At 68.4% G+C, this 25,375-nt stretch carries 16 protein-coding genes; 6 read left to right on the top strand and 10 right to left on the bottom strand.

The features are described from left to right. Positions 1–86 precede the first annotated feature (86 nt). A complete protein-coding gene (locus NLF94_RS09965; protein ID WP_254841318.1) occupies positions 87–731 on the top strand; it encodes a hypothetical protein in 645 nt (214 codons plus the stop codon). On the opposite strand, the gene NLF94_RS09960 is transcribed toward NLF94_RS09965, so the two are convergent. The 5 genes from NLF94_RS09960 to NLF94_RS09940 form a co-directional block, all read right to left on the bottom strand. Beyond that, positions 732–998, bottom strand: coding sequence for a hypothetical protein (locus NLF94_RS09960; RefSeq protein ID WP_254841317.1), 267 nt, complete (start codon positions 996–998; stop codon positions 732–734). A 61-nt stretch (positions 999–1,059) separates the two neighbouring features. Next, the gene (locus tag NLF94_RS09955) at positions 1,060–1,674 is read right to left on the bottom strand and encodes a COG4315 family predicted lipoprotein (RefSeq protein WP_254841316.1); all 615 of its coding nucleotides are present in this window, start codon (positions 1,672–1,674) and stop codon (positions 1,060–1,062) included. A 73-nt stretch (positions 1,675–1,747) separates the two neighbouring features. Next, entirely contained in the window at positions 1,748–2,050 is a 303-nt protein-coding gene (locus NLF94_RS09950) for a DUF8036 family membrane protein (RefSeq protein ID WP_254841315.1), read from the bottom strand. Positions 2,051–2,107: 57 nt separating this feature from the next. After that, a complete protein-coding gene (locus NLF94_RS09945) occupies positions 2,108–2,392 on the bottom strand; it encodes a winged helix-turn-helix domain-containing protein (protein ID WP_254841314.1) in 285 nt (94 codons plus the stop codon). A 39-nt stretch (positions 2,393–2,431) separates the two neighbouring features. Continuing rightward, a complete protein-coding gene (locus NLF94_RS09940; protein WP_254841313.1) occupies positions 2,432–4,042 on the bottom strand; it encodes an FAD-binding oxidoreductase in 1,611 nt (536 codons plus the stop codon). A gap of 184 nt (positions 4,043–4,226) precedes the next feature. Between NLF94_RS09940 and NLF94_RS09935 the strand changes: the two genes are divergently transcribed. Continuing rightward, entirely contained in the window at positions 4,227–4,400 is a 174-nt protein-coding gene (locus NLF94_RS09935) for a hypothetical protein (protein ID WP_254841312.1), read from the top strand. A gap of 18 nt (positions 4,401–4,418) precedes the next feature. Here the strand turns inward: NLF94_RS09935 and NLF94_RS09930 are convergent, their stop codons facing one another. Further along, a complete protein-coding gene (locus NLF94_RS09930) occupies positions 4,419–5,699 on the bottom strand; it encodes an MFS transporter (RefSeq protein WP_434085396.1) in 1,281 nt (426 codons plus the stop codon). A 118-nt stretch (positions 5,700–5,817) separates the two neighbouring features. Between NLF94_RS09930 and NLF94_RS09925 the strand changes: the two genes are divergently transcribed. Further along, entirely contained in the window at positions 5,818–8,595 is a 2,778-nt protein-coding gene (locus NLF94_RS09925; RefSeq protein WP_254841310.1) for an ATP-dependent helicase, read from the top strand. Between the two features lie 61 nt (positions 8,596–8,656). Further along, entirely contained in the window at positions 8,657–9,685 is a 1,029-nt protein-coding gene (locus tag NLF94_RS09920; RefSeq protein WP_254841309.1) for a DUF8073 domain-containing protein, read from the top strand. Positions 9,686–9,687: 2 nt separating this feature from the next. Here the strand turns inward: NLF94_RS09920 and NLF94_RS09915 are convergent, their stop codons facing one another. Further along, the gene (locus tag NLF94_RS09915) at positions 9,688–10,914 is read right to left on the bottom strand and encodes a lactate racemase domain-containing protein (protein ID WP_254841308.1); all 1,227 of its coding nucleotides are present in this window, start codon (positions 10,912–10,914) and stop codon (positions 9,688–9,690) included. Between the two features lie 4 nt (positions 10,915–10,918). Then, positions 10,919–13,795, bottom strand: a complete 2,877-nt coding sequence (locus tag NLF94_RS09910) for an RtcB family protein (protein WP_254841307.1) — start codon at positions 13,793–13,795, stop codon at positions 10,919–10,921. Positions 13,796–14,140: 345 nt separating this feature from the next. On the opposite strand from NLF94_RS09910, the gene NLF94_RS20975 reads away from it, so the two are divergent. After that, a complete protein-coding gene (locus NLF94_RS20975) occupies positions 14,141–19,576 on the top strand; it encodes a right-handed parallel beta-helix repeat-containing protein (protein WP_254841306.1) in 5,436 nt (1,811 codons plus the stop codon). Between the two features lie 20 nt (positions 19,577–19,596). Here NLF94_RS20975 and NLF94_RS09900 read toward each other — a convergent pair whose 3' ends face one another. Next, positions 19,597–21,816 carry a hypothetical protein gene (locus tag NLF94_RS09900; RefSeq protein WP_254841305.1) on the bottom strand — a complete coding sequence of 740 codons (2,220 nt, stop codon included), beginning with the start codon at positions 21,814–21,816 and terminating at the stop codon, positions 19,597–19,599. Positions 21,817–22,090: 274 nt separating this feature from the next. Next, the gene (locus tag NLF94_RS09895) at positions 22,091–23,245 is read right to left on the bottom strand and encodes an acyl-CoA dehydrogenase family protein (protein WP_254841304.1); all 1,155 of its coding nucleotides are present in this window, start codon (positions 23,243–23,245) and stop codon (positions 22,091–22,093) included. 133 nt (positions 23,246–23,378) lie between these two features. Between NLF94_RS09895 and NLF94_RS09890 the strand changes: the two genes are divergently transcribed. Continuing rightward, on the top strand, positions 23,379–25,349 hold the full coding sequence (locus tag NLF94_RS09890; RefSeq protein WP_254841303.1) for a 3-hydroxyacyl-CoA dehydrogenase/enoyl-CoA hydratase family protein: 1,971 nt from the start codon (positions 23,379–23,381) through the stop codon (positions 25,347–25,349). The last annotated feature ends 26 nt before the right edge of the window (positions 25,350–25,375 follow it).

Genomic DNA, 25,375 nt, shown 5'->3' with positions numbered 1-25,375 from the left:
CAGCACCTGATACCGGCAGCGGCTCAAGCGTTGTGGTCCACGAAAGGGGGCGACAGTCCTAAGCGGACGGTCCACGATGTCCGGTCGTGGCCGACGAAGCCGACGAGGAGGGAGGGGACGGCGGGACCACCGCCGCCGAGGTCGTCGAGGAACTCGAGCGTCTCGAGTCGTCGGTCTCCTCGCCGGAGGAACGGCGGATAGCCAGCCGGATTCGAAGCCTCGGCGCGGGGCTGTACGGACTCGAACGGCGGGCCGTCGGCGGCGTCGGCGAGCACATCCGTTCCTACACCACGAGGGACGTGGCCGAGGCGTTCGTCGGGTCGACGCTGTTCTCGCTGCCCCTGGTCGTCGAGGGGGGCGTCCTCGACATCGGCGAGCACTTCGCCACCGGGTTCGTCTACGGCCTGCCGGTGTACTTCCTCGGCAACGTCGCCTTCGTGACCGTCGTGACGGCGGGTCTGCTCTACTACGCGGAGTTCCGGGACGTCGAGGTGACGTACCTCTTCGGCGTAGTTCCGCGCCGGCTGACCGGCGTCCTGACGATAGCGTTCCTGATGGCCGCCGCGACGATGGCGCTGTGGGGACGGCTCGACGCCTCCCGACCGTTCCTGACGGTGTGTCGGGTGTCAGTCGTATGGACCGCCGGCTCGTTCGGCGCCGGTCTCGGGGACATCCTGCCGGGCGAGAGCGAGGGCGCCGACCTCGGCGACGTCCTCGACCGGTTCGACTGACTACTGGAAGCCGTAGCCCTGGTCGCCGGTCTCGGGGTCCTCCGGGGGCCGTCGCGCGATGGGAAGCCCGCCGAACAGCGCCGCGATGACCAGCAGTGCCGCCGACAGGACGACGAAGTCACCACTGGGGTCGTAGCCGGCCAGTTCCGCGCCCGTCGAGACCACGAAGACGGTCACGTAGAAGGCGACGATGGCCAGCAGTATCAACACGAGGAACGTTGCGACGGTTCGCAGCAGTCCGCTGAGGATTCTGACTGGACGGCTCATCTCGCCCCGAAGTTCGAATCCGACTGACAAGAATCTGGTCACTGGCGGTCGCCGCGACGGATCAGTAGCCGTAGATGCCCCCGCCGTCGCCGTCGCCGCCGTCGCCATCGCCACCGTCGTTGCCGTCGGTTGCGGTCGGCGTCGGGGAGGGCGTCGAGGTCGAGTCGGGCCGTACCACCGCCCCGTCGGGTGCGAGTACCCACCAGACGCCGCTGACGCCCTGGCCGCTGGCGTCGCCCGGTTCCTCGTCGCTGGCGTAGTAGTACAGCGGCCAGCCGTCGGCCGCCACCTGTCGGTCGCCGCTCTCCCGCTCGAAGGTGGTGACGTCGGCGGTGACGCCGTCGCCGGCCTCGACGCCGCCCGTCGCCGTGAACGGCGGCCAGGTGTCCGCACACCCACCCGTGCAGGTGCTTTCCCCGGCGCCGCGCGTGTCCTGCTCGAACATGTACAGCGTCATCCCCTCGGGGCCGACGAGCACGTCGCCGAACTCGTCGTGGCTCCGGACCCCGACCGTGGTCGGTACCGCGGCGTCGGTCGGCGTCGGGTCCCCGGACGCGTCTGTCGGTGTCGCCGTCGGGGTCGGCTCCTCGTCGCCGTTGCCGCTTCCGTTCCCGAGACAGCCGGCGACCGCGACGGCCGCCGCCGTGCCCACGAGCCGCCGTCGTGTGAGTGGCATGAACGTCCCGTCGGCTCGTCGAGTGATGAGGGTTTTCCGAACTGGGTCCAAACTTCGTCCGAGATTCGCTGGCTCAGGTGAACGTGATCCGGCCGAGGAAGACGAGGGCGCCCAGTTCGAGTCCGCACAGCAGCGTCACGCCGGCCCGGACGTCGGTTCCGGAGTTGACGAACCACGCGATGAAGTCGGGGTGCAGGACGTAGAAGTACAGCCACAGGACGTTCTGGACGAACAGCAGCACCGCGAAGACGAGCAGTCCGAGCGTATGTCTGGCCCGGTGCTCCCGGTAATTGTCCAGCCAGACGTAGCCGAGACCCACGAGGAGCACCACGTTGAGGGCGGCCGCCGCGCGGGCGGCGCCGAGCCAGACGTCCATCGACACCCCATAGCGACCCCGCCGGTATATGTCCTGTCCAAAGTTCGTCCAACATTCCTACTCGTCGCCCTCGACGGTCTCGAGGACCTCCTCGACGGTCTCCCAGTGCGCCTCGGTCCGGTCGGTGAACAGGTAGACGGCCGCGTACTCGTCGCCGGACCGCCGGAGGACGTTGTTCTCGACGAGGACGTCGAGGTGGTGTCTGATGGTCGTGTAGTCCATTCCAAGCTTCTCGGCGAGCTGGTTCGGGTTCCGTGGCCGCTCCTCGAGCGCGCGGATGATCCGGGCTCGCGTCGACCCGCCGCGGGAACTGGCGAGCAGATACCACAGGACGCCCTCCATTCGGGGTGAGGTTCCCAGCGGGGCGTTGTAAACCTACGCTCACAGGAGCGCGCCGGGATTCATGACGCCCTCGGGGTCCAGCGTCCGCTTCATCGACCGCAGGGCCTCCAGGTAGGCGTCGGGCGCCTCCTCGTGGTAGTGTTCGCGGTGGACGCGGCCGACGGCGTGGTGGTGGGTGATGGTCGCGCCGTGCTCCATCAGGGTGTCGGAGGCCGCCCGCTTGATGGCCCGCCACTGTTCGAGTTCGTTGCCCACGTCGGCGGGCGCGACCAGCGTGTAGTAGGGGGCCGGTCCGTCCTCGTAGACGTGGGTGAAGCGACAGGACATGAAGCCGGCGCCACACGCCTCCTGCATGGCTCCGACGACGTTCTCCTGCAGCGCCTCGTGGAGGTCGGAGAACTTCTCCCAGGTGACGGCCGTCTCGAAGGTGTCGACCAGCACGCCCATCGACACCAGGGCGTTGAACAGGTACGGCCCCTCGAAGAAGGAGTCCCGCCAGGAACCCTCGTCGGTGTCCTCGCGGTTCTCCTCGGTGTCGCCGCTCGTTCGGTCCTCGATAGTCGGGCCGTCGGGACAGCGACCGCCGTACTCGGCGGCGATGTCCAGCGCGCGGTCGAGGTCGTCGGCGACGGGGTGGTCGGTCGACTCGAAGCCGAGCACGAGCAGGTGGCTGCCGTCGAAGGCCAGTTCGTTGAGCATCGCCTCGTTGCTGTCGAGCAGCCGGCAGTTCGCGGGGTAGAGCCGCGCCTGGACGATCTCGCGGGTCGCCTCGACGGCGTCGAAGTAGTCGTCGAACCGGACGGTCGCCCGGGCGCGGTGCGGCGGCCGGGGCTGGACCCGGGTCCACCCCTCCGTGATGACGCCGAAGGCACCCTCGCTGCCCAGCAGGAAGCGGTTCGGGTCGGGGCCGGCACCCGAGGCGGGGAGCCGACGTGTCTCCAGCGCGCCGGCCGGCGTGACGGCCCGCACGGACTCGACGAAGTCGTCGATGTGGGTGTACCGCGTTGCGAAGTGGCCGCCCGCCCGTGTCGCCACCCAGCCGCCGAACGTGGAGAACTCGTAGGACTGGGGGTAGTGCCGTAGCTGGAGGTCGTGGTCGGCCAGCTGTGCCTGGATTTCGGGACCGGTGGCGCCCGCCTGTATCTTCGCGCTCCGGGAGTAGGTATCGACCTCGAGGACGCGGTTCATCTCGCGGGTGTCCAGCGAGACGACGCCGGCGTAGCCGTCGCCGCCGCACTCGACGCCGCCGACGACGCTCGTTCCGCCGCCGTACGGGACGACCGCGACCCCCTCGCTCGCTGCCCACTCGATGACGGCCTCGACATCGGCCTCGTCTCGCGGGCGGGCGACGAGGTCCGGGGCCGAAGCGAAGTCGCCGTGGAACCCACGGACGATGTCCCGGTACCCCTTCCCGTATGTGTGGCTGGCCCGGGCGCGCCGGTCGGCCGTCACCACGTCGCTCAGGCTCGATGGGGCCGCCAGGGAGGGAGCGGGCATCTCGACGTCTTCGAGCGTCGGGTACTCCATGAGGGACAGGTCGGGGAACCCCAGCATGCCCTCGATGCGGTCGGCCAGTTCGCGGCGCTCGTCGTCGTCCGGGAGGCGGTCCTCGTACCCCCAGGCCCAGAAGCTCAGCGGTCGGTCGCTCACCGGGCCCACCTCGGGTCCGAAATCATGGGCCAACGTGGTGGGAGCGGACGGTTAAACCTTCCACCGGCAAACGACGGCGCGACGGGGTCGTCGGTACCGCGCCGGGGAACCGAAGGGAAAGCGTTGTGTCTGCGGGGGGAGACCGAACGGGTATGGCACGACGAGGTCGGTCGGGATGACGACGATGTCCGAATCGGCACGGCGGCGGGTCGTCGGCCTGCTCGTCCTCGCTATCGCGACCCTCGTCGGCCGGGCGCTCGCCGGGACGCTGGGTGCGCCAGCCGTCGTCAGTCGGAGCCTCTACCTGTTCGCGCTCGCCAGTCTGGTCGCCTGCGTGTTGGTCGTCGCCACGGACTGATCCCGGCGGACGACGGGGTCAGTCGATCGATTCCCCGGCTTCGGCGTCGGGGGGCGACGAATCCACGCCCGGCAGCAACTCGCCGGTTTCGCGGTAGACGCCGACCACGAGGACGCCTCCGGCGACGAGCGGCAGGACGGCACAGGCGGCGTAGACGGGCCAGAAACCGACGATCTCGACCAGCGGCAGCGATATCATCGGCCCGAGACCGCCACCGATGTCGCCGAAGACGTTGGTCGTGCCGACCGCCCGGCCCATCCGGCCGTCCGGGGTCAGATCGGCCAACAGCGCCATCAGGGGGCCGCTGGTGCCGCCCTGTCCCGCCCCGACCAGCACGCAGGCGACCGCGAGCGTCGGCACCGTGTCGGCCGCCGCGAACAGCACCAGCCCGACGAACGTTATCAGGAGGAAGGCCAGCAGTGCGGGCATCCGCGAGCCCTGCCGGTCGCTGGCGTAGCCGCTGAGGAACATGAAGACGGCGGCGGAGACGACGGTCACCGCCATGAAGGCGCCCGACGAGCCCTGGGCGTCCAGCCCGAAGACGCTGAGGTCGTTGACATCCAGAAAGAGCACGAGCGTTGCGAAGATGACGCCGATGTACGCAAAGAGGACGGTGAAGTTGACCAGCCCGACGGTCACGGCGGGCACCGACGTGTCGACATCCCAGGGCTTGACCGACCGGCGCGGGCCGCCGTCGAGGTGGGTCTCCGGGACGGCGAAATACGCCAGCAGACTCGCAAACAGCGCGAAGACCGTCGCCACCACGAACGCCGCGACCGTGCCGTAGAACTCGCTGACGACGCCGCCGACGACCAGCCCGGAGGGGAACCCGAAGATGACGCCGCCGCGGATCAGGCCCATGTTGGTGCCGCGGGTGCCCCCGTCGCTGACGTCGGCGGCGATGGTGTAGGCGGTCGCAAAGACGAGCGCGCTGCCGACCCCCCAGGCGAACCGGGCGAGCAGGAACCACGCCGCCGGCGTCGCCGAGTCGACGGCCACGATGTAGCCCGCGGTCGCAACGCCCTGGATCAGCAGGCCGACGACGAACGGGGTCCGCGTGCCGGCGCGGTCGACGACGATCCCCGCCGGGGCGTTCGCAAACAGGCGGGTGAAACGGTTGGCACTGAGGATGAGGCCGACGAGGAACGGCGAGATACCGAGGACGGCACCCAGGTTCGGCAGGATCGGGAAGACGACGCCGCCGCCGAAACCGACGAAGAAGGTGCTGGCGATGACCGCGGCGACAACCGTCCGGTCGCCGTCGTCCGCAGCGTCCGTCCCCCCGGAATCGTCGGTCAGTTCCGTCACTGCATTGACTGACTGGTCAGTCAACAAAGACGGTTTCGGAATCGGTCCGCCAGGAACGAAACGACCGCGAGCCAAACCCACTTGCCGGTGGGACCCCAACCTACAGCCGATGGATTCGGGGACGCCGGCGGACGCCGAGGCCGCCGTCCGGGAACTGCTCTCGGGGCGGGACTTCGAGTACGACGCCGACGCAGTCGAACTCGACGACGCCGAGGCGTTCTGCCGGCTCTCGCCCGCCGTCAGGGAGTGGTGGGTGGAGACGTTCGGGGCGTTCGTCCCGGAGAACGGCGGGCTGTTCACCCCGCCACAGAAGGGCGCCATCCCTCGCATCGACGAGGGGACGAACACGCTCGTCTGTGCGCCGACGGGCAGCGGGAAGACCCAGGCCAGTTTCTGTGCCATCGTCGACGACCTCTTCGAGCGGGCGCGGAGCGAGGATGGCCTCGAGAACGGCGTCTACTGCCTGTACGTCTCGCCGCTGAAGTCGCTGGCCAACGACATCCACCGGAACCTGTCCGAACCGCTCGAGGGCATCACCGAGAAACTCGAGGCCCGCGACGAGTCCGTCGAACTCCGCCACGCCATCCGGCACGGCGACACCAGCGACAGCGACCGCCAGCGCATGTTAGAGGAGACGCCGCATATCCTCAACACGACGCCGGAGACGCTGGCCATCCTGCTCAACAGCCCGAAGTTCAAGCGCAAACTCGAATCGGTCGAGTACGTCATCGTCGACGAGATACACTCGCTGGCCGACAACAAGCGCGGCACCCACCTCGCCGTCTCGCTGGAGCGACTGGAGGCGATGTGCGAGACGTCGCCGACCCGGATCGGCTGTTCGGCGACGGTCGAGCCGCTGGAGACGATGGGGGAGTTCCTCGTCGGCGGCCGCCGCGAGGACGGCGAGTGGACGCCCCGCGACTACGACGTCGTCGACGCCCGGTTCGTCCGGGAGTTCGACGTCGAGCTGTCCTGTCCCACGGACGACCTGATCGACACGCCTCGGGAGGTGGTCACCGACCGCTTCTACGACCGACTGACGGACCTGGTCGCCGACCACACCAACACCCTCGTGTTCACGAACACGCGGTCCGGCGCCGAGCGCGTCCTGCACAACCTCCGGGAGCGCGGCGAGTACGACGAGTCGAACTCGGGCTGTCACCACGGCTCGCTGTCGAAGTCCCGCCGGACCGAAATCGAGGAGGGGCTCAAGGCCGGCGAACTCGACGTCGTGACTACCTCGACGTCGCTGGAACTCGGCATCGACATGCCGTACATCGACTGCGTGGTGCAGGTCGGCTCCCCGAAGTCCGTCGCCGCACTGTTGCAGCGGGTCGGCCGCGCCGGCCACCAGCTCGGCGAGACGGTCAAGGGTCGCGTCGTCGCGCTGGACCGCGACGAACTCGTCGAGTGTGCCGTAATGCTTCGGAAGGCCGAGAAGGGGTTCGTCGACCGCGTGTTCGTCCCCGCGAAGGCCGACGACGTCGCCACACAGCACGTCTACGGGATGGCCATCAACGGTCCGCGACCCGAGGCCGAGGTTCGGGCCATTCTCCGTCGGGCCTACCCCTACCGGACCTACGACGACGGCGACTTCGAGCGGCTGTTCCGGTACCTGACCGCAGACTACGAGGGCATGGAGGACCGGAACGTCTACGCGAAGGTCTGGCGCGATGACAACGACCCGCCGGGCGGCGAGCACCACTACGACGACTTCGACCCCGGGACGCCGCTGGTCGGCAAGCGCGGCCGGCTGGCTCGCGTCATCTACATGACCAACATCGGGACCATCCCCGACTCGTTCAGCTGTGACGTGTTCACTCGCTCGGGCGAGGAGTGGGTCGGCCAGCTCGACGAGGAGTACCTCGACACCTTAGAGAGCGGCGACGTGTTCGTCCTCGGGGGGGCCCGCTACGAGTACCGCTACCGGCGCGGGTCGAAGGTGTACGTCGACCCGACCAGCGCCCGGCCGACGGTTCCGTCGTGGTTCTCCGAGCGACTGCCGCTGTCGTACGACCTCGGCCGCGAGATACTGTCCTTCCAGCGCGAACTGCTGGATCGTCTCGACACGGGCGGGCCGCCGGCGGTCCGGCGGTGGCTCCGGGAGTTCCCGCTCGACGAGAACACCGTCCGCGCCATCACCCGGGCCTTCGACGCCCAGGTCCGGTACGCCGGTCCCGAGAGCGTCTCGACGGACCGCCGGCTGGCCATCGAGGTCGAACTCGACCGCGAGGCCTACCGGCGCAACTACTACGTCCACGCCAACTACGGCCGGCAGTTCAACGACGGTCTCTCGCGGCTCCTGGCGTACCGCTGTGCGCAGGCGGCGAACACCAACGTGAAGGTGGCCGTCGCCGACCACGGCTTCACGCTGTCGATGCCGCTGAACCGGAAGGTCGACCTCGGGGGACTCCTCGAGGACGTCGACCCCACGGCGGTCCGGGGTGACCTGCGGGCCGCGCTGGACGGCACCGACCTCCTGAAGCGGTACTTCCGCATCAACGCCACGCGGGCGCTGATGATACTGAAGCGGTACAAGGGCCACGAGAAGTCAGCCAGCCAGCAGCAGGTCTCCAGCGAGATGCTCTTGGGGTTCGCCGAGGAGAAGACCGACTTCTCGGTGTTAGAGGAGACCTACCGGGAGATACTCGAGGACAAACTCGACGTCGGCGCCGTCGAGACGTTCGTCGCCGGCGTCGCGGCCGGCGACATCGACGTCGCCGTCCAGCGGGTCGACTCGCCGACCCCCCGGGCGTTCGGCCTGGCGACGCTGATGGCCAGCGACGTCGTCCTCGCGGAGGACGAGTCCGCCGTTCTCCAGGAGTTCCACGACCGCGTGATGGCCGAAATCGACGACGAGAGCGTTCCCGTCGGAACCGATGACTGACACGGAAATCTATGCTAGGCGATAGCGTTATACACCTGCTAACATAGACTGTCTCTCGAAGATGGAAGTCGGGGACTCACTTCGGAACCTGGCCGATGTGGTGGACGAGATCGAGGGGACGAGCGCCGAGGTAGTAGAAGCGACGCCGAACGGTTTTGAAACGGGGGAGTTCGTCGCCGATATCCGGGTGCGGATACCCGCTGACCCGAGCGCCGAGATCGGTTCGTCCCAGTCGGCAACCGACTCCGGTTTGGCTACCGACGAGGACGCCGCTGATAGGGATACCGACGAAACCACGACCCCGGACGACTCTTCGATCCGAGACCGTCGGGGAGATGAGCCAACGGATGTTACGACCGAGGGGAACGCCGGAACGAAAGACGGTGCATCCATCTCCGGGTCGGCGTCCAGTGACTCGCCTGAAAACGATGACGCTGCGACGGAGGGGTCGGCCCCCGTCGTGTGTAATGTCGAGGGATGCGATGCCGATTTCGACAGCGAACACGGGATGCGAATCCACCGGACGAAGACACACGGTCCCGCGGGCCCCGACTACGACCGCGAAGTCCTGCGGGAGGTGTACGACAGTCACGACTCCTTCGGCGACATGCGCGAGGCGCTCGGCGTCGAGGTGAGCGCACAGTCGGTCCGGCGGTGGATGATGGACCGGGGAATCCACGACCCCGGAAACAGTTCGCCGGCCGACGAGGGGACGAGCGACGGCGACCCGACCGACGAGGAGACGGCCGGCGGGAAACCGGCCGCTGGGACGAACGGGACGGAACCGTCCGCGGTCCCGGAGGACGCCTCGGCCGACCGGACACGGCTCCCGGCGGTCGACGACTCGCTTCCGGAGGGGGTGACGGCGACGACTCTCCGGGAGGCCGTCGAGGGGGCCGACACGCTCTACGACGTCCAGACCGACCTCGACGTCGACCGCAGGACGGCACGGGACCTGCTCTCGGAGTACGACCTGCTGGAACTCGTCCACGGCCGGGTCGCCGACCGCCGCCGCCGCGAGGAACTGAAAGAGGAGATAGACGACCGCCTGAAAGCGAACGCCCCGACCGCAAACTCCAGTTCGGACTGAGTTCAGACCAGCAGCGTGTTCAGCGCGTCCGGAACGACCAGCACGTCGCTGCCGGCGTCGACGGCCGCCTCGACGGAGTCGCGGGCCGTCATCAGACACTCCTCGACGACACCGGGCGCCCCGCTGTTCGTCACGTAGATCGGGTGATCCCGGAGCGCCCGTGCGACGACGAACGCCCGCTGGGCGCCCGGTTCGTAGCCCGAACGCATCTCGTCGTACAGCGCCCCGGGGCTGTCAGCGCCCGAGAGCCGCTCGTAGAAGCGCCGCTCGCCGGTTCCCTCGCCGGCCCCTTCCGGGAGTTCGGCGGGAATCACGACCCGCCCGCCCTCGCGGAGGGGATCGTGCGCCCCGAGGACGACGTAGGTCGCCGCTCGCGTCGCCTGATAGAGGTTGGCATCCTTCGGCGCGCCGACGCCGGCGACGACGGCGTCGAACCCGTCGTCGACCGCGACGGACAGCGCCTCGCGCGCGCTGTCGGCCAGTTCGCGCACCACGAGACGAGGGTCGCCCGCAGCCACGTCGAGGATGCCCTCCGGGCCGTGCGTGACGTTGAGACAGAACGCCAGGCCGCAGGCGTCGCCCGCCTCGTCGACGGCCTCCCGGAAGGGGTTGTCCTCGATCCGGCCCAGCCGGACCCCCTCGTCGGCCAGCATCCCCGGCCCGTGGGTGTCCCGGATGAGCGGTTCGCCGCCGGCGCCGATGGCGACGGTCTTGGCGCCCCCCGAGAAGCCGGCGTACTGGTGGGGTTCGACCATGCCCGTCGAGAGCACCGTGTCGGCCAGCGCGACGCGGCGGTGCAACTCGACCGGCGTGCCGTCGACGCTGCCGACCTCGACGGTGTCGTCGGGGTCGTGGTTGACCGCCAGGTCGGCGTGCTCGCCGAGCATCGCCGCCAGTTCGTCGTCGGTCATCGGGCGGTGCAGCCCCAGGCCGATGACGACGGTCACCTGCTCGCGGACGACGCCGACTCGCCGCAGTTCCGACAGGAGGGCGTCGACGAGGACGTCGTCCGGCGTCGCCCGCGTGACGTCCGTGACGACGATGGCGACGGTGTCGTCGGGCGAGACCAGGTCCGTCAGTTTCGGTCCGGCGGGGTCCGCCAGCGCCGCCTCTGCCGCCGCCCGGACGTCGACCGCCTCGCCGCCCGGCGGGTCGGCGACGGTCACCGCACAGTCCGGCAGCGCCACGTCGAGCGTTCCGTCGCCGAGCGGCACCTGGAAGTCGGCCATCGGATCAGCCCTTGATGTTGCAGACCGGGTAGACGCGGGCCACCTTGTCCCCGATGCCGAGTTCGTCGCTGACGCGGACCACCTCGTCGACGTCCTTGTAGACGCCCGGCGCCTCCTCAGCGATGGTCGCGCCGCTCTGTGCCTTGACGTATATCTGATTGGTGTCCCGCAAGTCGTCCCGGACGTCGCCGCCCCAGAACTCGTCCTTTGCCTGCGTGCGACTCATCAGGCGGCCGGCGCCGTGGGCCGTCGACCCGAAGGAGACGTTCATCGACTCCGAGCCGCCACAGAGGACGTAGGAACCGGCCCCCATGCTCCCGGGGATGATGACCGGTTGACCCACGTCGCGGTAGGCCTTCGGCACCTCGGGGTGGCCGGCCGGGAACGCACGCGTCGCGCCCTTCCGGTGGACGTACAGTTCCCTGTCCTCGCCGTCGACGTCGTGGACCTCCTTCTTGGCGATGTTGTGCGCCACGTCGTAGAGCAGTTCCATCTCGAGGTCCTCCCACGGCTCGCCGAAGACGTCCGCGAACACCTCCCGCGTCCGGTGGGTGATGAGCTGTCGGTTGACCCACGCGAAGTTGATGGCCGCACACATCGCGTCGTAGTAGTCCTCCGCCAGCTGGGAGCCGGCCGGTGCCGCCGCGAGTTCCCTGTCGGGCAACTGCGACAGCAGCCCGCTGTGGGCCTCCTCGATGTCCCGGAGGTAGTCGTTGCAGACCTGGTGGCCCAGCCCCCGCGACCCGCAGTGAACGAGCACCACGACCTGGTCCTCCTCGAGCCCGTAGGCGTCGCCGACGGCCGAATCGAACACGTCGGTCACCCGCTGGACCTCCAGGAAGTGGTTGCCGGAGCCGAGCGACCCCATCTGGTTGCGGCCGCGGTCCTTGGCCTTCTTCGAGACGGCCGCCGCGTCGGCGTCGGGCCGTCGCCCCTCGTCCTCGCAGTGGGCCAGGTCCGACTCGACGGCGTAGCCCTCCTCGAGACACCAGTCGACGCCCCGCTCGAGGGCGGCCTCGACGGTGTCGCCGCTGCCCTCGACGATGCCGCCGCCGCCCAGCCCCGACGGGATGGCCTCGAAGAGCGCGTCGACGAGTTCCTCCTCGCGGCCCCGAACGTCGTCGTAGGTGAGATTAGTTTTCACCATCCGGACGCCGCAGTTCGAGACGACGATGCCGTTCGCGAGGAAGTTGTGAGCGTCGTGCTCGACCCCGATGTCGTAGACCGGCTCGACACCGGCCGGTTCTATCGACTCGACTTCGACCGGTACCGTCAGGTTCTCGCGCACCTCGGTCGACTCGCAGAACTCCTCGAACGTCGGGAAACCGGCCGGTGGTCGGGGGCGACCGGAACGGCCGCTCCAGGCGCTCCGCTCGACGAACCGCTCGTTGATATCGTATCGGTCTTTCAGCTCGGAGACCGGAGTGCCGCCGTCGGCGAGCGTCTCGACCTCGCTTGCTATCTCCGCCCTTCGGTCGATGACGTGTTCCTTCCTGCGGAGATACTGCACGGCGAGCGCCGCCTTTCGCTCCTTCTCCCGACTGTAACTGTACCCGACCGTCGAGAAGAACCGAACGAGGTTCTCCGCGTCGCTTTGGACGCCGAGCCTGAGACGTTCGGTCTCGTCCGTCTCGGCCTCGAACCGCTCGATTTCGTTCGTCCCGATGCCAATCGAATCGAGTGCCTCCGCGATTCCGCGCAGGAACTCCTCGCCCGCGTCGGCCACCTCGGTACGACGGTTCTGCGAGACCTTCGGACAGTAGAAGTTCGTGTTCGACACCGCCGACGGTTCGCTCATCTCGGCGCCGAAGAACGCCGACAGGTACAGCGCCCGCTGCCAGTCGGCCAGGCGGTCGAACCACGACGGGAGAGTGAACGACGATTCGACCTTGCTCCCGTCGGGGACGCCCAGACGGAGGAGCAGTTGCTTGAACCCGTGTGCGCCGACCTTGACGCTGTACTCGGTTCGGGTGAACTCGTTGCCGTCTATCTCGTGGTCCCGCTCCCGTGAATAGATTCTCGACGGCGTGAACCCGAGCGCGGCAACGTCTTCGCGGATGGTCTCGAGGTCCCCGGAGTCGGCGTAGAACCAGGTCTGGGGCCCGCTGAACGCGCCGTCGCCCGTGTGGAACCCCGCAAGTTTCAGGAGACGGTTGAACGCTTCGTCCGTCGATTTCAGCGGCAGCAGGTCGTGCCGCTTCAGGAACGCGACCAGCTGTGGGTCCTCGTCGGCGAAGTCATCCTCGGTGAGGACGGTGAACTCCTCGGGGGATTCGTGCTCGATTCCCTCGAAGGGGTGAACGTAGACGGTGTCACCCTCGTCGATGTCGTCGAGTTCGACCATCCCGTCCGGTGTCAGGAACGGATGGTCGCCGGTCGAACGGAGCGTCCGCCCCGTCTCCGTCTCCACCTCGAAGACCTCACGTTCTCCGGATTCGGTGAACAGCCGGAGCTCGGATTCGGTCAGTTCGTCCCCGGCCACTACGGCCTCCTCGTCCTCGAACCGTTCTCGAAGTTCGGCTATCGGCATCTTGCGGCCGAACGAGAGCCGAACGTCCGCGTCGCCGGTGAGGCAGTTGATGTCGTACCCCACCGCTCCGGGGGAAATACAGCCGTTTTCGGCGTCGATGCCTGCCACGCCGCCGACGGGGAAGCCGTACCCCTGGTGGCCGTCGGGCATGCAGATGGCGTACTTCTCGATGCCGGGCAGATGGGTGGTGTTGCGCAACTGCTGGAGGGTCCTGTCGTCTGCGATCTCCTCCAGGAGCGCCTCGCTGGCGAAGACGCGGGCCGGCACGCGCATCCCGCCCTCGGGCGGCATCTCCCAGACGTGTTCGCGGACCCTGTGTAACGTGATGTCGCCCGCCTCGAACGTGGTCATGGTAGGTGGTTTCGCGCGCCCGACCCAATAAGTTACGACCCGGCCGCCGACGACGGCGGGTCGGCTGCGATGGAACAGTCGCGGACGACCGGGGACGTGAACCTCATCGTAAACAACAAATGTCAACTTTTCTCATAAAGATTGATTGACGACTGCCGAATGGTAAGGGTATTGTGCTGGACGGGGGCAACCGGCGGGACGCACCGCCCGGACGGGGTAGCATCGGAGCGTGGAGACGGTCGCCCGGCGACGGCGTGACCGGAGAGCGGTGTCCCGGGAGCGGCCCGGCGGCCGGGCGGGGGAGTCCCGAGGGCGTCCCCACTGCCGAACGGGAGACCCCGGCCCGTGGCTGAATCGCGCTCGCCGGCGGTCGCCGTCGCCATCGCCTGCGTGGCGGCCCTCACCGCGGTTGCCGTCCTGACGGGCGCGCCCGGCGCGGCAGGGGTCGGAGACGACGCTACCGTCGCTGCCCAGGCCACCTCGGAGACGACCGTCACCGGCTGTCGGGTCATCGACAGCCCCGGCACCTACACGCTCGCGGCCGACCTCGTGCAGGTCGACGGCTCGCAGCGAGTCGGCAGCGGGACCGACGGCTCCTGTATCGAGATCAACGCCAGCGACGTGGTCTTCGACGGCGGCGGCCACCTGGTCGACTCGGTGGAGCCGCAGGCCCACGGCTACGGTACCGGCATCAAGGGCGTCGACGTCGACGGCCGGTCGGGCCGACTCCGGAACGTCACGGTGCGGAACGTCCGCCTGACCGACTGGGAGACGGGCGTCGAGGCGGTCAACGCGACGAACGTCACCGTCGAGGACGTCACCGTCTCCCACCGCGACGGCACCTGGAACTTCCGGAACTTCATGGCGATACGGCTCTCCCGGGTGTCGAACACGACCGTCCGGGACAGCCGCCTCGAGAAGCACGTCCACGGCGTCTCCGCGGGATACTCCTCGGACGACTCCCACTCGAACAACCGCTACGTCGGCAACGACGTCCGCGATGTCGGCAAGGGGCTCTCGATAAACCGGGGCGCGGACAACACGATAGCCGACAACACCGTCCGGGCGCAGGGGACGGCCATCGAGGTGTACAACGACGACCCGACGGTGCGGAACAACACCGTCGTCGGGGGCGTCCACGACGGCATCCGGGTCGGTGGCAACAACGTCACCGTCGTCGACAACACCGTCCGGGACATGTCGAACACCCGGGCCAACGGCGACAGCGAGTACGCCATCGACGTGGGCGGCCGCAATCACGTCGTCCGGAACAACACCGTCGAGGACAACGCCCACGGGATACAGGTCGGCGGCGTCGGCCACCGACTCCGGGACAACGCGATGGCTGGCAACGACGAGAACTTCCACCTCAGTCCGGACCACCCCGAACTCGCCCCCGAGACGCGATTCGGGACGCTCGACGTCGACGGCTCCAACACCGTCGACGGCGACCCGGTCTACTACCGGTTCGGCGGGTCGGGCGTCTCGGTCACGGCGGCCGACGCCCCCGGGGTCGTCGCGCTGGCCAACACCACGGACGCGACGGTGCAGGGCGTCACCCTCCGGAACAACACCGACGGCCTCTACCTCTACAACGTCACCGACACGACCGTCACCGACGTCACCGTCGACAGCAACGGGTTCGGTGTCGACGCCGACGGCGGCCGGAACGTCACGCTCTCGGGCAACACCGTCGCGGACAACCAGCTATCGGGCGTCGTCGTCAGGTCGCTCGTCCTCGGCGCGGCGAACTACACCTTCGAGGGCAACCGAATCTCGGACAGCGGCGTCTCCCCCGACCGTGACGTCGGCAGTCCGCGGAACCTGGGCCTGTTCTACGAGGGATCGAACGCGACGATAGCCGACAACAACGTCTCCCACAACAGCAACGGCGTCCTCGTGCAATCGCAGGCTACCTCACGTGTCATCGACCTCCGGAACAACACGATTTCGAACAGTACCGGTACCGGGATGACGGTGTCGGGGTGGTTCTCGACGGCGGGTGGCGAGTCGATCCGACGAAACGAGGTTTCGGACAACGGGAACGCCGGCATCGTCGTCGTGGGGACGGGCGGTCCCATCGAGGACAACGTCGTCCGGGACAACGGCGAGGCCGGCATCTGGCTCAAGACCAGGTTCGACAACACCGTCGCGAACAACACCGCGACGGGCAACTGGTACGGCGTCCGCCTCGGCTTCGTCAACGACGACGGCAACCCCATCTTCGTCGACGACAAGACCGTCGTCGACAACCGCCTCGCTGGCAACACCTACGGGGTCCACGTCGGCGAAGGCTCACAGAACAACACGATAGCGCGGAACAACGCCTCGCACAACCGGTTCGGCGTCTATCTCGACCGGACCGGAAACAACCACGTCCTCGACAACGACGTCTCCGGCAACGACCGGGACGGCGTCCGGGTGGCGGGCTACCGGGACGACGTCGACAAGGACCTCCAGGAGTTCCGCATCGAGAACAACACGGCCGCCGACAACGGCGAGAACGGTGTCTATATGTTTGGCGTCGCGCCGGTGTCGGGCGGTCCAAACTATCCAGTCAAACTGGTCGGGAACGCGGTTCGAAACAACTCCGAAGATGGCATCCACATCAGCGGGTCTACGGACGTGTTCGTCGACGAGAACGCGCCGGTCCGGCGGAACGCAAAGGCCGGCATCCGGGTGACCCAGAGCGATTCGACCTACCTTCGCAACCACACGACCGCGAACAACACTAACGGCGTGGTGGTTTCGGGGAGCGGCGGGCCGGTAGGGGTAACGCTTCAGGACATCAATGCGACCCACAACGCCGAAAGCGGCATCGTCGTTGCGGGTGCAGCAAACGTCGAAATCACACCAGGCGTCACCGCCAACGAGAACGACGGTGCGGGGTTCAGGCTGGATGGGACTTCCGGGAACGACCTCTTCGATACTACGGCCGATGGGAACGCCGTTGGTTACGAAATCGTCTCGAGCCAGAACGTCGAACTCGACGAGGTCGTTGCGACGAACAGCAGCGAATCGGGAATCGAAATCCGTGACAGCGGTTCTGTCCTCGTGACCGAGAGCACCGTCAGCGACGGGACTACCGGTGTAGATATCCGGGCCCCGACCGGCGCCGGAAGCCACGAAAACCCCGCCGTCTCGATCGAGCAAAATAACATCACAAACAACGACCGCGGCGTCCGCATCGTCGACGACGGCGCTACAGTGGCGGCTGTCGAGCGGAACGACGTTCTGAACAACGACGTCGGCGTCGCCTTCGGTCGGAGCAGCAGTTCGGCGGCCACCTCGCAGGACAACGTCGTCCGGTCGAACCGCATCGTCGGCGGCACCACCGCCTTCCGTATCCTCACGTTCGACGCCGAGACGGCCACCTCGCCGTCGGCGGAGCAATACGTCGTCTACGACAACTACGTCAACACCTCCGAGCACCTGGCCGTCTCGACCGGCAACCGCTCGGATGCCGTCGGCTACCTCCGCTTCAGGCGCCACCAGCCGGCGACCCGCTCGAACGAACTCGGCGGCGACAGACTCGCCGGCAACGCCTGGCTGAAGCCGGACGGCACCGGCTTCAGCCAGACCTGTACTGACGCCGACGGCGACGGGGTCTGCGACGACCCCTACTACCTCGTCGACTACGACGGGACGGACTTCGACACCTGCAAGGACATCGACGGCGACGGCATCAAGGACACCGACAGCGACGGCCTCTGTGACAACTGGGAGGACGCACTCCGGGTCGATTCGGCACCGCTGACAAACGCGTCGATTCGAACCGACGCGCCGGCACCGCCGAACCCCAACGCCGGCCCGGGCATGGACCTGATTGCCGCGGGGAGCAGCCTCGACCACCGGGACCTCTTCCTCGAGATCGACTACATGAAAAGCCCGACCCATAGTCACCGCCCGGACCCCGAGGCCGTCGACGATGTCGTCGCGGCCTTCCGGGACGCTCCCGTCCAAAATCCAGACGGGACGGCTGGTATCGACCTCCACGTCGTCGTGGACGACGAGGTGTCCGAGAACCGGTTCCTCAAACTCCACGGCGGTGGCGACAAGGTGTCGCCCAACGCCACCTTCGACGACCTGCGGACCGGCGACGGGAGCAACCCCTGCGGCGGCGTCAACGGCACCGCCGCCGAGCGCGACGCCGACAACTGCGCCGAATTGCTCGCGGCCCGCGAGCGGGTCTTCCACTACTCGATGTCCATCCACAAGTACACCCACGCCCCCGGCTCCAGCGGCCTCTCGTGGAGCCGCTACTTCGTGATGTCGCTCGGCGGCTGGAGGAACAACGTCGGCTCCACGGAGAACCAGGCCGGCACGCTGATGCACGAGTTCGGCCACCAGCTCGGCCTCCCCCACGGCGGCAGTGACGGCGTCAACTACAAGCCGAACTACATGAGCGTCATGAGCTACACCTACCAGCTGACCGGGCGGTGGCCGGACCGGCCGGTGGACTACTCCGACGAGCGGATCCGCTCGCTCAACGAGTCGGCGCTGGACGAGTCCCGGGGGGTGAACGCCTCCCGGAACTGGCCCATCTTCTACAACAGCAGCGGCGGCATCAACTGGACGCGGGCCGACGACACGCCCATCGACTGGAACGGCAACGACGAAATCGACTCCGGAACCGTCCGACAGGACATCGAGAGCTTCAACCGGACGAAAGCCAGTAGCTTCGAGGTCGTGGAGGGCCACGACGACTGGGCGAACCTGAACCTCGTTCCGTCCGGGAGTCCCGTCGGCGGCGGCGTCTCGATTCCGGTGAGCGAGACGGCGGAGGAGCGGACCGTCGAGGAGGTCCAGCAGGTGGCCGCCGAATCGGACTTCGACGACGACGGCGTCTCGAACCTGGCCGACAACTGCCCGTCGACGGCCAACGCCGACCAGGCCGACGCCGACGACGATGGCGCCGGTGACGCCTGCGACCCCGGCGACGTCGACCTCGTGGTCGACCTCGCGGGGCCGAGTACCCACGACAACGGGAGCATCCAGTACACGGCGACGCTCACCAACGAGGGCTCCCATTCGGCCTCCGAAGTCGTCCAGACCGTCGACGTGCCGTCCCAGGTCCGACTGGACGAGGTGTCGGCGCCCGGAGCGACCTGTACGTTCGCCGGCGGCGTGCTGGCCTGCGAGGTGGGCCCGCTGGCGGCCGGCGAGACCGTCGAGATGACCGTCGAGGGGACGGTGACGGTCGACGAGTCGTACTCGGTCACCGCGAGCGCGAGGGCCAACGAGACGGACACCTGGCCGGGCGACGACGAGGCCTCGCTGTCGACGTTCGCGGGGTCGCCGGCGCCCGACCCCGAGGTCGCGGCCGAACCGCTCGCGGTCGACTTCGGTGACGTCCGGGCGGGCGACGCCGAGACCCGTGCGGTCACGGTCGCCAACGGCGGGACGGGGACGCTGGAGGTGACCGACCTGTCGGTGACGGGCGCGGACGCGGCGAACTTCTCGGCGGCCGACGGCGGGCCGTTCGTGCTGGCGCCGGGCGCCTCCCGCGACGTGGCGGTCGACTATGCGCCGACGGCAGCGGGCCCCCACGCCGCGACCCTGGAGATAGCGAGCAACGACACCGACGCCGGGACCCTCACGGTCGCGCTGGAGGGCAACGGTACGGAAGCGACGGGAGCGGCGGCCTACGCGAACGAGTCGGGCGTCGTCGACAACGAGGGGTTGCGGACGGCCGTCGACGACTGGCGGGCCGGCGACATCTCGACGGCCCTGCTGCGGGACGTGGTGGACTACTGGCGGACGGGCGACCCCGTCTCCTGACGCGAGCGAGGCGAGCGGTCTCAGGCCACCTCGGTCGCCCGGGCGCGCTCCGCCCGCCCTATCGCCCGCCTGAGCCGACGGACGAGAAGCGTCGCCGATTCGTCGCTGTACCCGTTCCGGCCGGCCCGGAGGGCGTCGACGGCCCCCTCCAGCAGTCGAACGACGTTTCCCAGGCGCTCGTCGGCGGCCGCGGCCTCGCCGACGGCGGCGGCCTCGATTGCCGCGTCCAGTTCCGAGATGGCCTCGGCGAGTCGGCCGACGACGCCGCTGTCGGCGCCGTCCCGCTCCTGGAGTCGACTCGCCAGATTCCGCAGATCGACGAGCAGGTCCCGCAGCGAACGGGTCAGACTCGCCTTCCCGGTCTCGACGCGTTCGACGGTGGCGTCGCCTCCCTCCGCGAAGTCGTCGGGACCGACGCGATAGCTGCCGCGGCGGCCGTCGGAATCGACGACGTCGACGGTGTAGCGGCCCGCCCGGTGGACGGCGACGGCGAAGCGGTCCGGCTCGACCGGCCGGCCGTCGTAGAGCGGGCCGGCGTAGTCCTCGACGACGCGGACGCGCTCGATGCCGGTCGTCGCCCGGCCGTCGCCACGGATTCGGGCGGCGTCGGCGTTCGCCACGACGCCGACCCGTCCCGCCGCCCCCGCGGTGACGAGGCCGCCGTCGTGGGTGAAGCGTTCGGCGAAGGGAGCGTAGCCGGGACCGTCGACGACGAGGCGGTGGTCGCCGGGGTCGACCCTGAGGAACCCGAACAGCCCGGCGTTCGTGACGGTGGCGACCGGCTCCTGGCTCGCCAGTTGCGTCGCCAGTTCCGTCGGCGGGCCGACGAAGGAGACGGTGGCCACGTCCTCGATTGCCTCCCGCGAGGCCGCGACGACGCGGTCGAGGGTGCCGTCGGCACCGCTCCGTAGCTGTCGGACCCGTCCGACCACACGGTTCGTGAGCCCGGCCGGCCGCGAGCCGTCGATTTCGGCGCGGTGAGCCGGGTCGGTCACGTCCGAGAGGGGGTCCTCGTAGCGGGGCTGCTCCCAGGGAATGCCGACGGTGGTGATGTGGCCCGCCACCTGATCCTCGACGTACCCTGGAATCCCGAACTCGAAGCTCAACTGGGGTCCGTCGAACGACGATATCTCCTCGCGGACGGCCTCGATGGGTTCCAGCGCGTAGGTGTCGTCGCCGGCCGTCGGACTGTTGGGAGCGGTCAACACCAGCCCCGGTTCCCGCAGCGGGAGGTCCTCGGGTGGCGTCGGGATGCCGTTCCAGTCGGTGACGGTGACGGCCTCGTCGACGAAGTCGCTCCGTTCGAGGTCGAGGTCGGGGTGTTCGTCGAGGCGGTGGCCGCCGAGTTCCGGCACGACGAACGGCAGTCGTGCGCCCTCGTCGCGGGGGAGGCCGTAGGCGAACGGTACCCGGAGGCTGGAGGCGGCCTCGAGGAAGTCGTTGGTCACGTCCGACCGGAGGGCACCATCCGCGACCCGCTCGAAACTCGGGACGGCGTCGTTCACGTCGGTCGCGCTGGAGTGAGAGCCCACCTCCGAGAGGACGCCCGGCCGCCGGGCCGTCCCGGCCGACGGGTCGAGGACCTCGTTGTTCGGGACCTTCCGGGAGTGGGCGCTGGCGGAGAGCAACAGCGGGTCGCCGGCCTCGGCGTCGACGAACACCTGCAGCAGTTCCCAGTCGTGCCAGTGGAAGTTGACCGTGAACTGGTCGAACGCCGAGTACATCCAGTACTGGACGGCGTCGACGCCCTCGGCGGCCTCGGTCACCCGGTAGAACACCGTCGGGAACGGTGGGCCGTCGCTCGCACGGGCGTCCTCGGAGTAGCCCTCGAGGGCGGCGATTCCCTCCAGCGGTACCGGCTCTTCGGCGTTGGGGACGTACTCTCTGGGGTCGGTCGGGTACCACTTCTCGAGGCGGCCGAAGTAGAGGTCCGGCGCGTACCGCCGGACGAGTTCGGGGGCCGTCTCGTCGGGCGTCTCGGTCGGGGCGTCCTCGTCGGTTCCGGTGGGCGTCGGTCCGTCCGTCCCGGTCGGTGTGGGGGTCGCGTCCCCGGCGGGCGGGTCCCCGCGGGTGCCGAACCACGCGCCGGCCACGCCGGTCGCGCCCAGCGCGGCGAGACCACCGTAGACCAGCACGCGACGGCGCCGGTCGTCGTCCGGTCCTTCCGTGTCCGCCGTCTCGGTGCCGCGGCTCTCGGCTCCCGTTTCGTCGCCTCCGTCTCCCCGCTTGTCGTTCGACACGTTCGGCCAACAGAGGCGGGCGACTCTACATAAGTGTACGGTCGGCCGGGGCGAGAACGGGGGCGAAAGCGGGCGGCCGGTCCCGACTGAGTCGCACGAGCATCCGCGCGAGCGGAGCGAGCGCGGTTCGCGGCGACGAGACGGCGGAGCCGTCGAGTCGCCGTAGCGCCCGACGACTACCGCGGCCCGCAGGGCCGCGACAGGAGGAGGGCGCGCATATTTTCCCCACGTTTTTGCCGGGCGGGCCACCGGCCCGCCCGTGTAAAAAGTGGTTTTAGAAGCCCTTGCCCTGGAGTTCGCGGGCGATAATCATCTTCTGGATTTCGGTGGTGCCCTCGTAGATCTGGGTAATCTTGGCGTCGCGGTAGAGGCGTTCGGCGTCGAAGTCGTCGACGTAGCCGGAGCCGCCGTGAATCTGGACGCACTCGTTGGCGGCGTCAACGGCGATGCGGGAGGCGAACTCCTTGGCCATCGAGGCGAGCTTGGTGTTGGGGGACCCGCCGGAGTCGACGGACCACGCCGACTTGTAGGTGAGGTTGCGGGCGGCCTCGAGTTCGGTGTGCATGTCGGCGAGTTTGTGCTGGATGGCCTGGAAGTCGCCGATGGGACGACCGAACTGCTCGCGTTCCTGGGCGTACTCCAGCGCGCGCTCGGCGGCGCCCTTGGCGATGCCGATCCCCTGGGCGGCGACGCCGGTTCGTGTGGCGTCGAAGAACTGCATCTGCTGGAGGAAGCCCATGCCCTCGGTGCCGACGAGGTTCTCCTCGGGCACGCGCACGTCGTCGAGGATGAGTTCGGCGGTGTCCGAGGCGCGAATCCCCATCTTCCCCGTTATCTTGTCGGCCTCGAAGCCGTCGCGGTCGGACTCGATGATGATCTGGCTGAAGCCGTTGTACCGGCCGTCGGCGTCGGGGTCGGTCTTGCACAGCGTGACGAAGAAGTCACCGATCGACCCGTTGGTGATCCACATCTTGTTGCCGTTGATGACCCACTCGTCGCCGTCCTTCTCGGCGCGCGTGCTGACGCTCGAAACGTCGGACCCGGTGTCGGGTTCGGAGATGGCGGCGCCGGAAATCGCCTCGCCCTTTGCGACGGGTTCGAGGTACTCCTCTTTCTGCTCTTCGGTGCCGTACTCGAGGATGGCCTCGGTCCCGAAACTGGTCGCCAGGATCGACAGCGCGATGCCGGGGTCGGCGGCGAACAGCTCCTCGGCGATGAGCACCGAATCGACGGCGTCGTAGCCGGCGCCGCCGTACTCGATGGGGATGGTCGCACCGCACAGCCCCATTTCGGCGGCCTCGTCGACGATGTCGTGGGGGAACTTCTCCTCGCGGTCGTACTCCTTGGCGTGGGGTCGAACCTCGTTTTCGGCGAACCGGCGGACCTCCTCTTTGATCTGCTCCTGTTCGTCCGATATGGCGAAGTCCATGGTTCTTCACGGGGGCGCCGACACAAAACCTTTCTCAATCCCAACGAATTCGCCCCGGTCGTTCCGGTCGCCCCGAATACGGGGCGAGACAGAAACGTTGAAACGGGTTCCGACAGACCCTTCGGCTGTCACAATGGAATTCGACGACATCGAGACCGTCGCGGTGCTGGGCGCCGGCAACATGGGCCACGGTATCGCGGAAATCGCCGCCCTCGCGGGCTACGAGGTCAACCTGCGGGACGTCAAAGAGGAGTTCGTCCAGAGCGGCTACGACGACATCGAGTGGTCGCTGGAGAAACTCGCCGGGAAAGAACAGATCACCGACGACGAGGCCGACGACGCTCTGGAGCGCGTGACGCCGTACGTCGACATCGAGCCCGCCGTCGGCGACGCCGACTTCGTCATCGAGGCTGTGCCCGAGAAGATGGACATCAAGGAGGACGTCTACGCCGACGTCGAGGAGTACCTGCCCGAGGACGCCATCATCGCCACCAACACCTCCTCGCTGTCGATCACGGATCTGTCGGAGTTCACCGAGCGACCCGAGCAGTTCTGCGGGATGCACTTCTTCAACCCGCCGGTGCGGATGCAGCTCGTCGAGGTCATCACCGGCGCCCACACCGACGAGTCGACGCTGGAGGCCACCGAGGAGCTCGCCGAGGCCTTCGACAAGACGCCCGTCCGCGTCCACAAGGACTCGCCCGGATTCATCGTCAACCGCATCCTCGTCCCGCTGATGAACGAGGCCTGCTGGATGGTCAGCGAGGATGTCGCCACGGCCGACGAGGTAGACTCCACGACGAAGTTCGACATGGGGCTGCCGATGGGCGTCTTCGAACTCGGCGACATGACCGGCCACGACGTCACCCACCACGTCCTCGACTACATGAACGAGGAACTCGGGCAGGCCTACGAGCCGGCGCCGTTCCTCCAGGAACTCATCGAGGAGGAACGCTACGGCCAGAAGACCGGGCGCGGCGTCTACGACTACGAGGACGGCGACGGTCCGGACATCCCGACCGACGCGGGCAGCGACGAGATAGCCGAGCGGTTCCTCGCGGCGATGGCCAACGAGGTCGGCAACCTCGTCGGCGGCGACGTGGCCGGTCCCGACGCCATCGACGAGGCGGTCATGCTCGGCGCCGGCTTCCCCGAGGGACCGGCGAAGATGGTCGACGACCACGGGCTCGACTCGCTGGTCGAGACGCTCGAGGACCTCCACGACGAGACGGGTCACCCGCGCTTCGAGGTCTCCGACGGACTGCGGGAGGCCGCCGACGCCGGTGGTTTCCACGGCAGCGACGACGACGAGGCCGGCGTCGAGTTCACGAACGTCGAGGTCCGCTACCCCGGCGACATGGTCGGTCAGATCGTCCTGGACCGCGAGGCCCGGATGAACACCATCAACCCGGCGCTCCTGGACGATCTCGCCGAGGCCATCGACCTGCTGGAGGACGACGACGAGGTCCGGGCCATCCTCGTCACCGGCAAGGGCGACCGCGCGTTCTCCGCGGGCGCCGACGTCACCTCGATGGCGAGCAACGCCGACCCGCTCGGGGCCATCGAGCTCTCCCGGAAGGGCCAGCAGACCTTCGGCAAGCTCGAGGAGGTCGACATGCCGGTCGTGGCCGGCATCGACGGCTTCGCGCTGGGCGGCGGCTTCGAGCTCGCGCTGTGCTGTGACTTCCGGCTCGCATCCGAGCGGTCCGAGCTCGGCACCCCCGAGCACAACCTCGGCCTGCTGCCCGGCTGGGGCGGCACCCAGCGACTGATGCGGATCACCGGCTTCGGCCGCGCCAAGGAGATCGTCTTCACCGCCGATCGGTACGACCCCGAGACGATGTACGACTACGACGTCGTCAACGAGGTCGTCGACAACGAGTCCTTCGAGGAGCGCGCCCACGAGTTCGCCGCCGACCTCGCAGCTGGGCCGCCCATCTCCCAGAAGCTCACGAAGCGGGCGATGCTCCGCGGCTACGGGGACATCGAGGCCGGCCTCGAACTCGAGTCGCAGGCGTTCGGCCACCTCATCAACACCGACGACCTCATGGAGGGCATCACCGCCTTCATGGGCGACGGCGAGCCCGAGTTCGAAGGGAAGTAACGCGCGGAGCGACCGTCGGCCGAACG

It is taken from the genome of Natronomonas marina, from assembly GCF_024298905.1.
In the GTDB taxonomy this organism is placed as follows: Archaea; Halobacteriota; Halobacteria; order Halobacteriales; family Haloarculaceae; genus Natronomonas; species Natronomonas marina.
This window is presented reverse-complemented; position numbering and strand designations above follow the sequence as displayed.

Coding starts and splice junctions, on each gene's coding strand:
- NLF94_RS09960 (WP_254841317.1), bottom strand. CDS start 998: ATGAGCCGTCCAGTCAGAATCCTCAGCGGACTGCTGCGAACCGTCGCA.
- NLF94_RS09955 (WP_254841316.1), bottom strand. CDS start 1,674: ATGCCACTCACACGACGGCGGCTCGTGGGCACGGCGGCGGCCGTCGCG.
- NLF94_RS09950 (WP_254841315.1), bottom strand. CDS start 2,050: ATGGACGTCTGGCTCGGCGCCGCCCGCGCGGCGGCCGCCCTCAACGTG.
- NLF94_RS09945 (WP_254841314.1), bottom strand. CDS start 2,392: ATGGAGGGCGTCCTGTGGTATCTGCTCGCCAGTTCCCGCGGCGGGTCG.
- NLF94_RS09935 (WP_254841312.1), top strand. CDS start 4,227: ATGTCCGAATCGGCACGGCGGCGGGTCGTCGGCCTGCTCGTCCTCGCT.
- NLF94_RS09925 (WP_254841310.1), top strand. CDS start 5,818: ATGGATTCGGGGACGCCGGCGGACGCCGAGGCCGCCGTCCGGGAACTG.
- NLF94_RS09920 (WP_254841309.1), top strand. CDS start 8,657: ATGGAAGTCGGGGACTCACTTCGGAACCTGGCCGATGTGGTGGACGAG.
- NLF94_RS09915 (WP_254841308.1), bottom strand. CDS start 10,914: ATGGCCGACTTCCAGGTGCCGCTCGGCGACGGAACGCTCGACGTGGCG.
- NLF94_RS09910 (WP_254841307.1), bottom strand. CDS start 13,795: ATGACCACGTTCGAGGCGGGCGACATCACGTTACACAGGGTCCGCGAA.
- NLF94_RS09895 (WP_254841304.1), bottom strand. CDS start 23,245: ATGGACTTCGCCATATCGGACGAACAGGAGCAGATCAAAGAGGAGGTC.
- NLF94_RS09890 (WP_254841303.1), top strand. CDS start 23,379: ATGGAATTCGACGACATCGAGACCGTCGCGGTGCTGGGCGCCGGCAAC.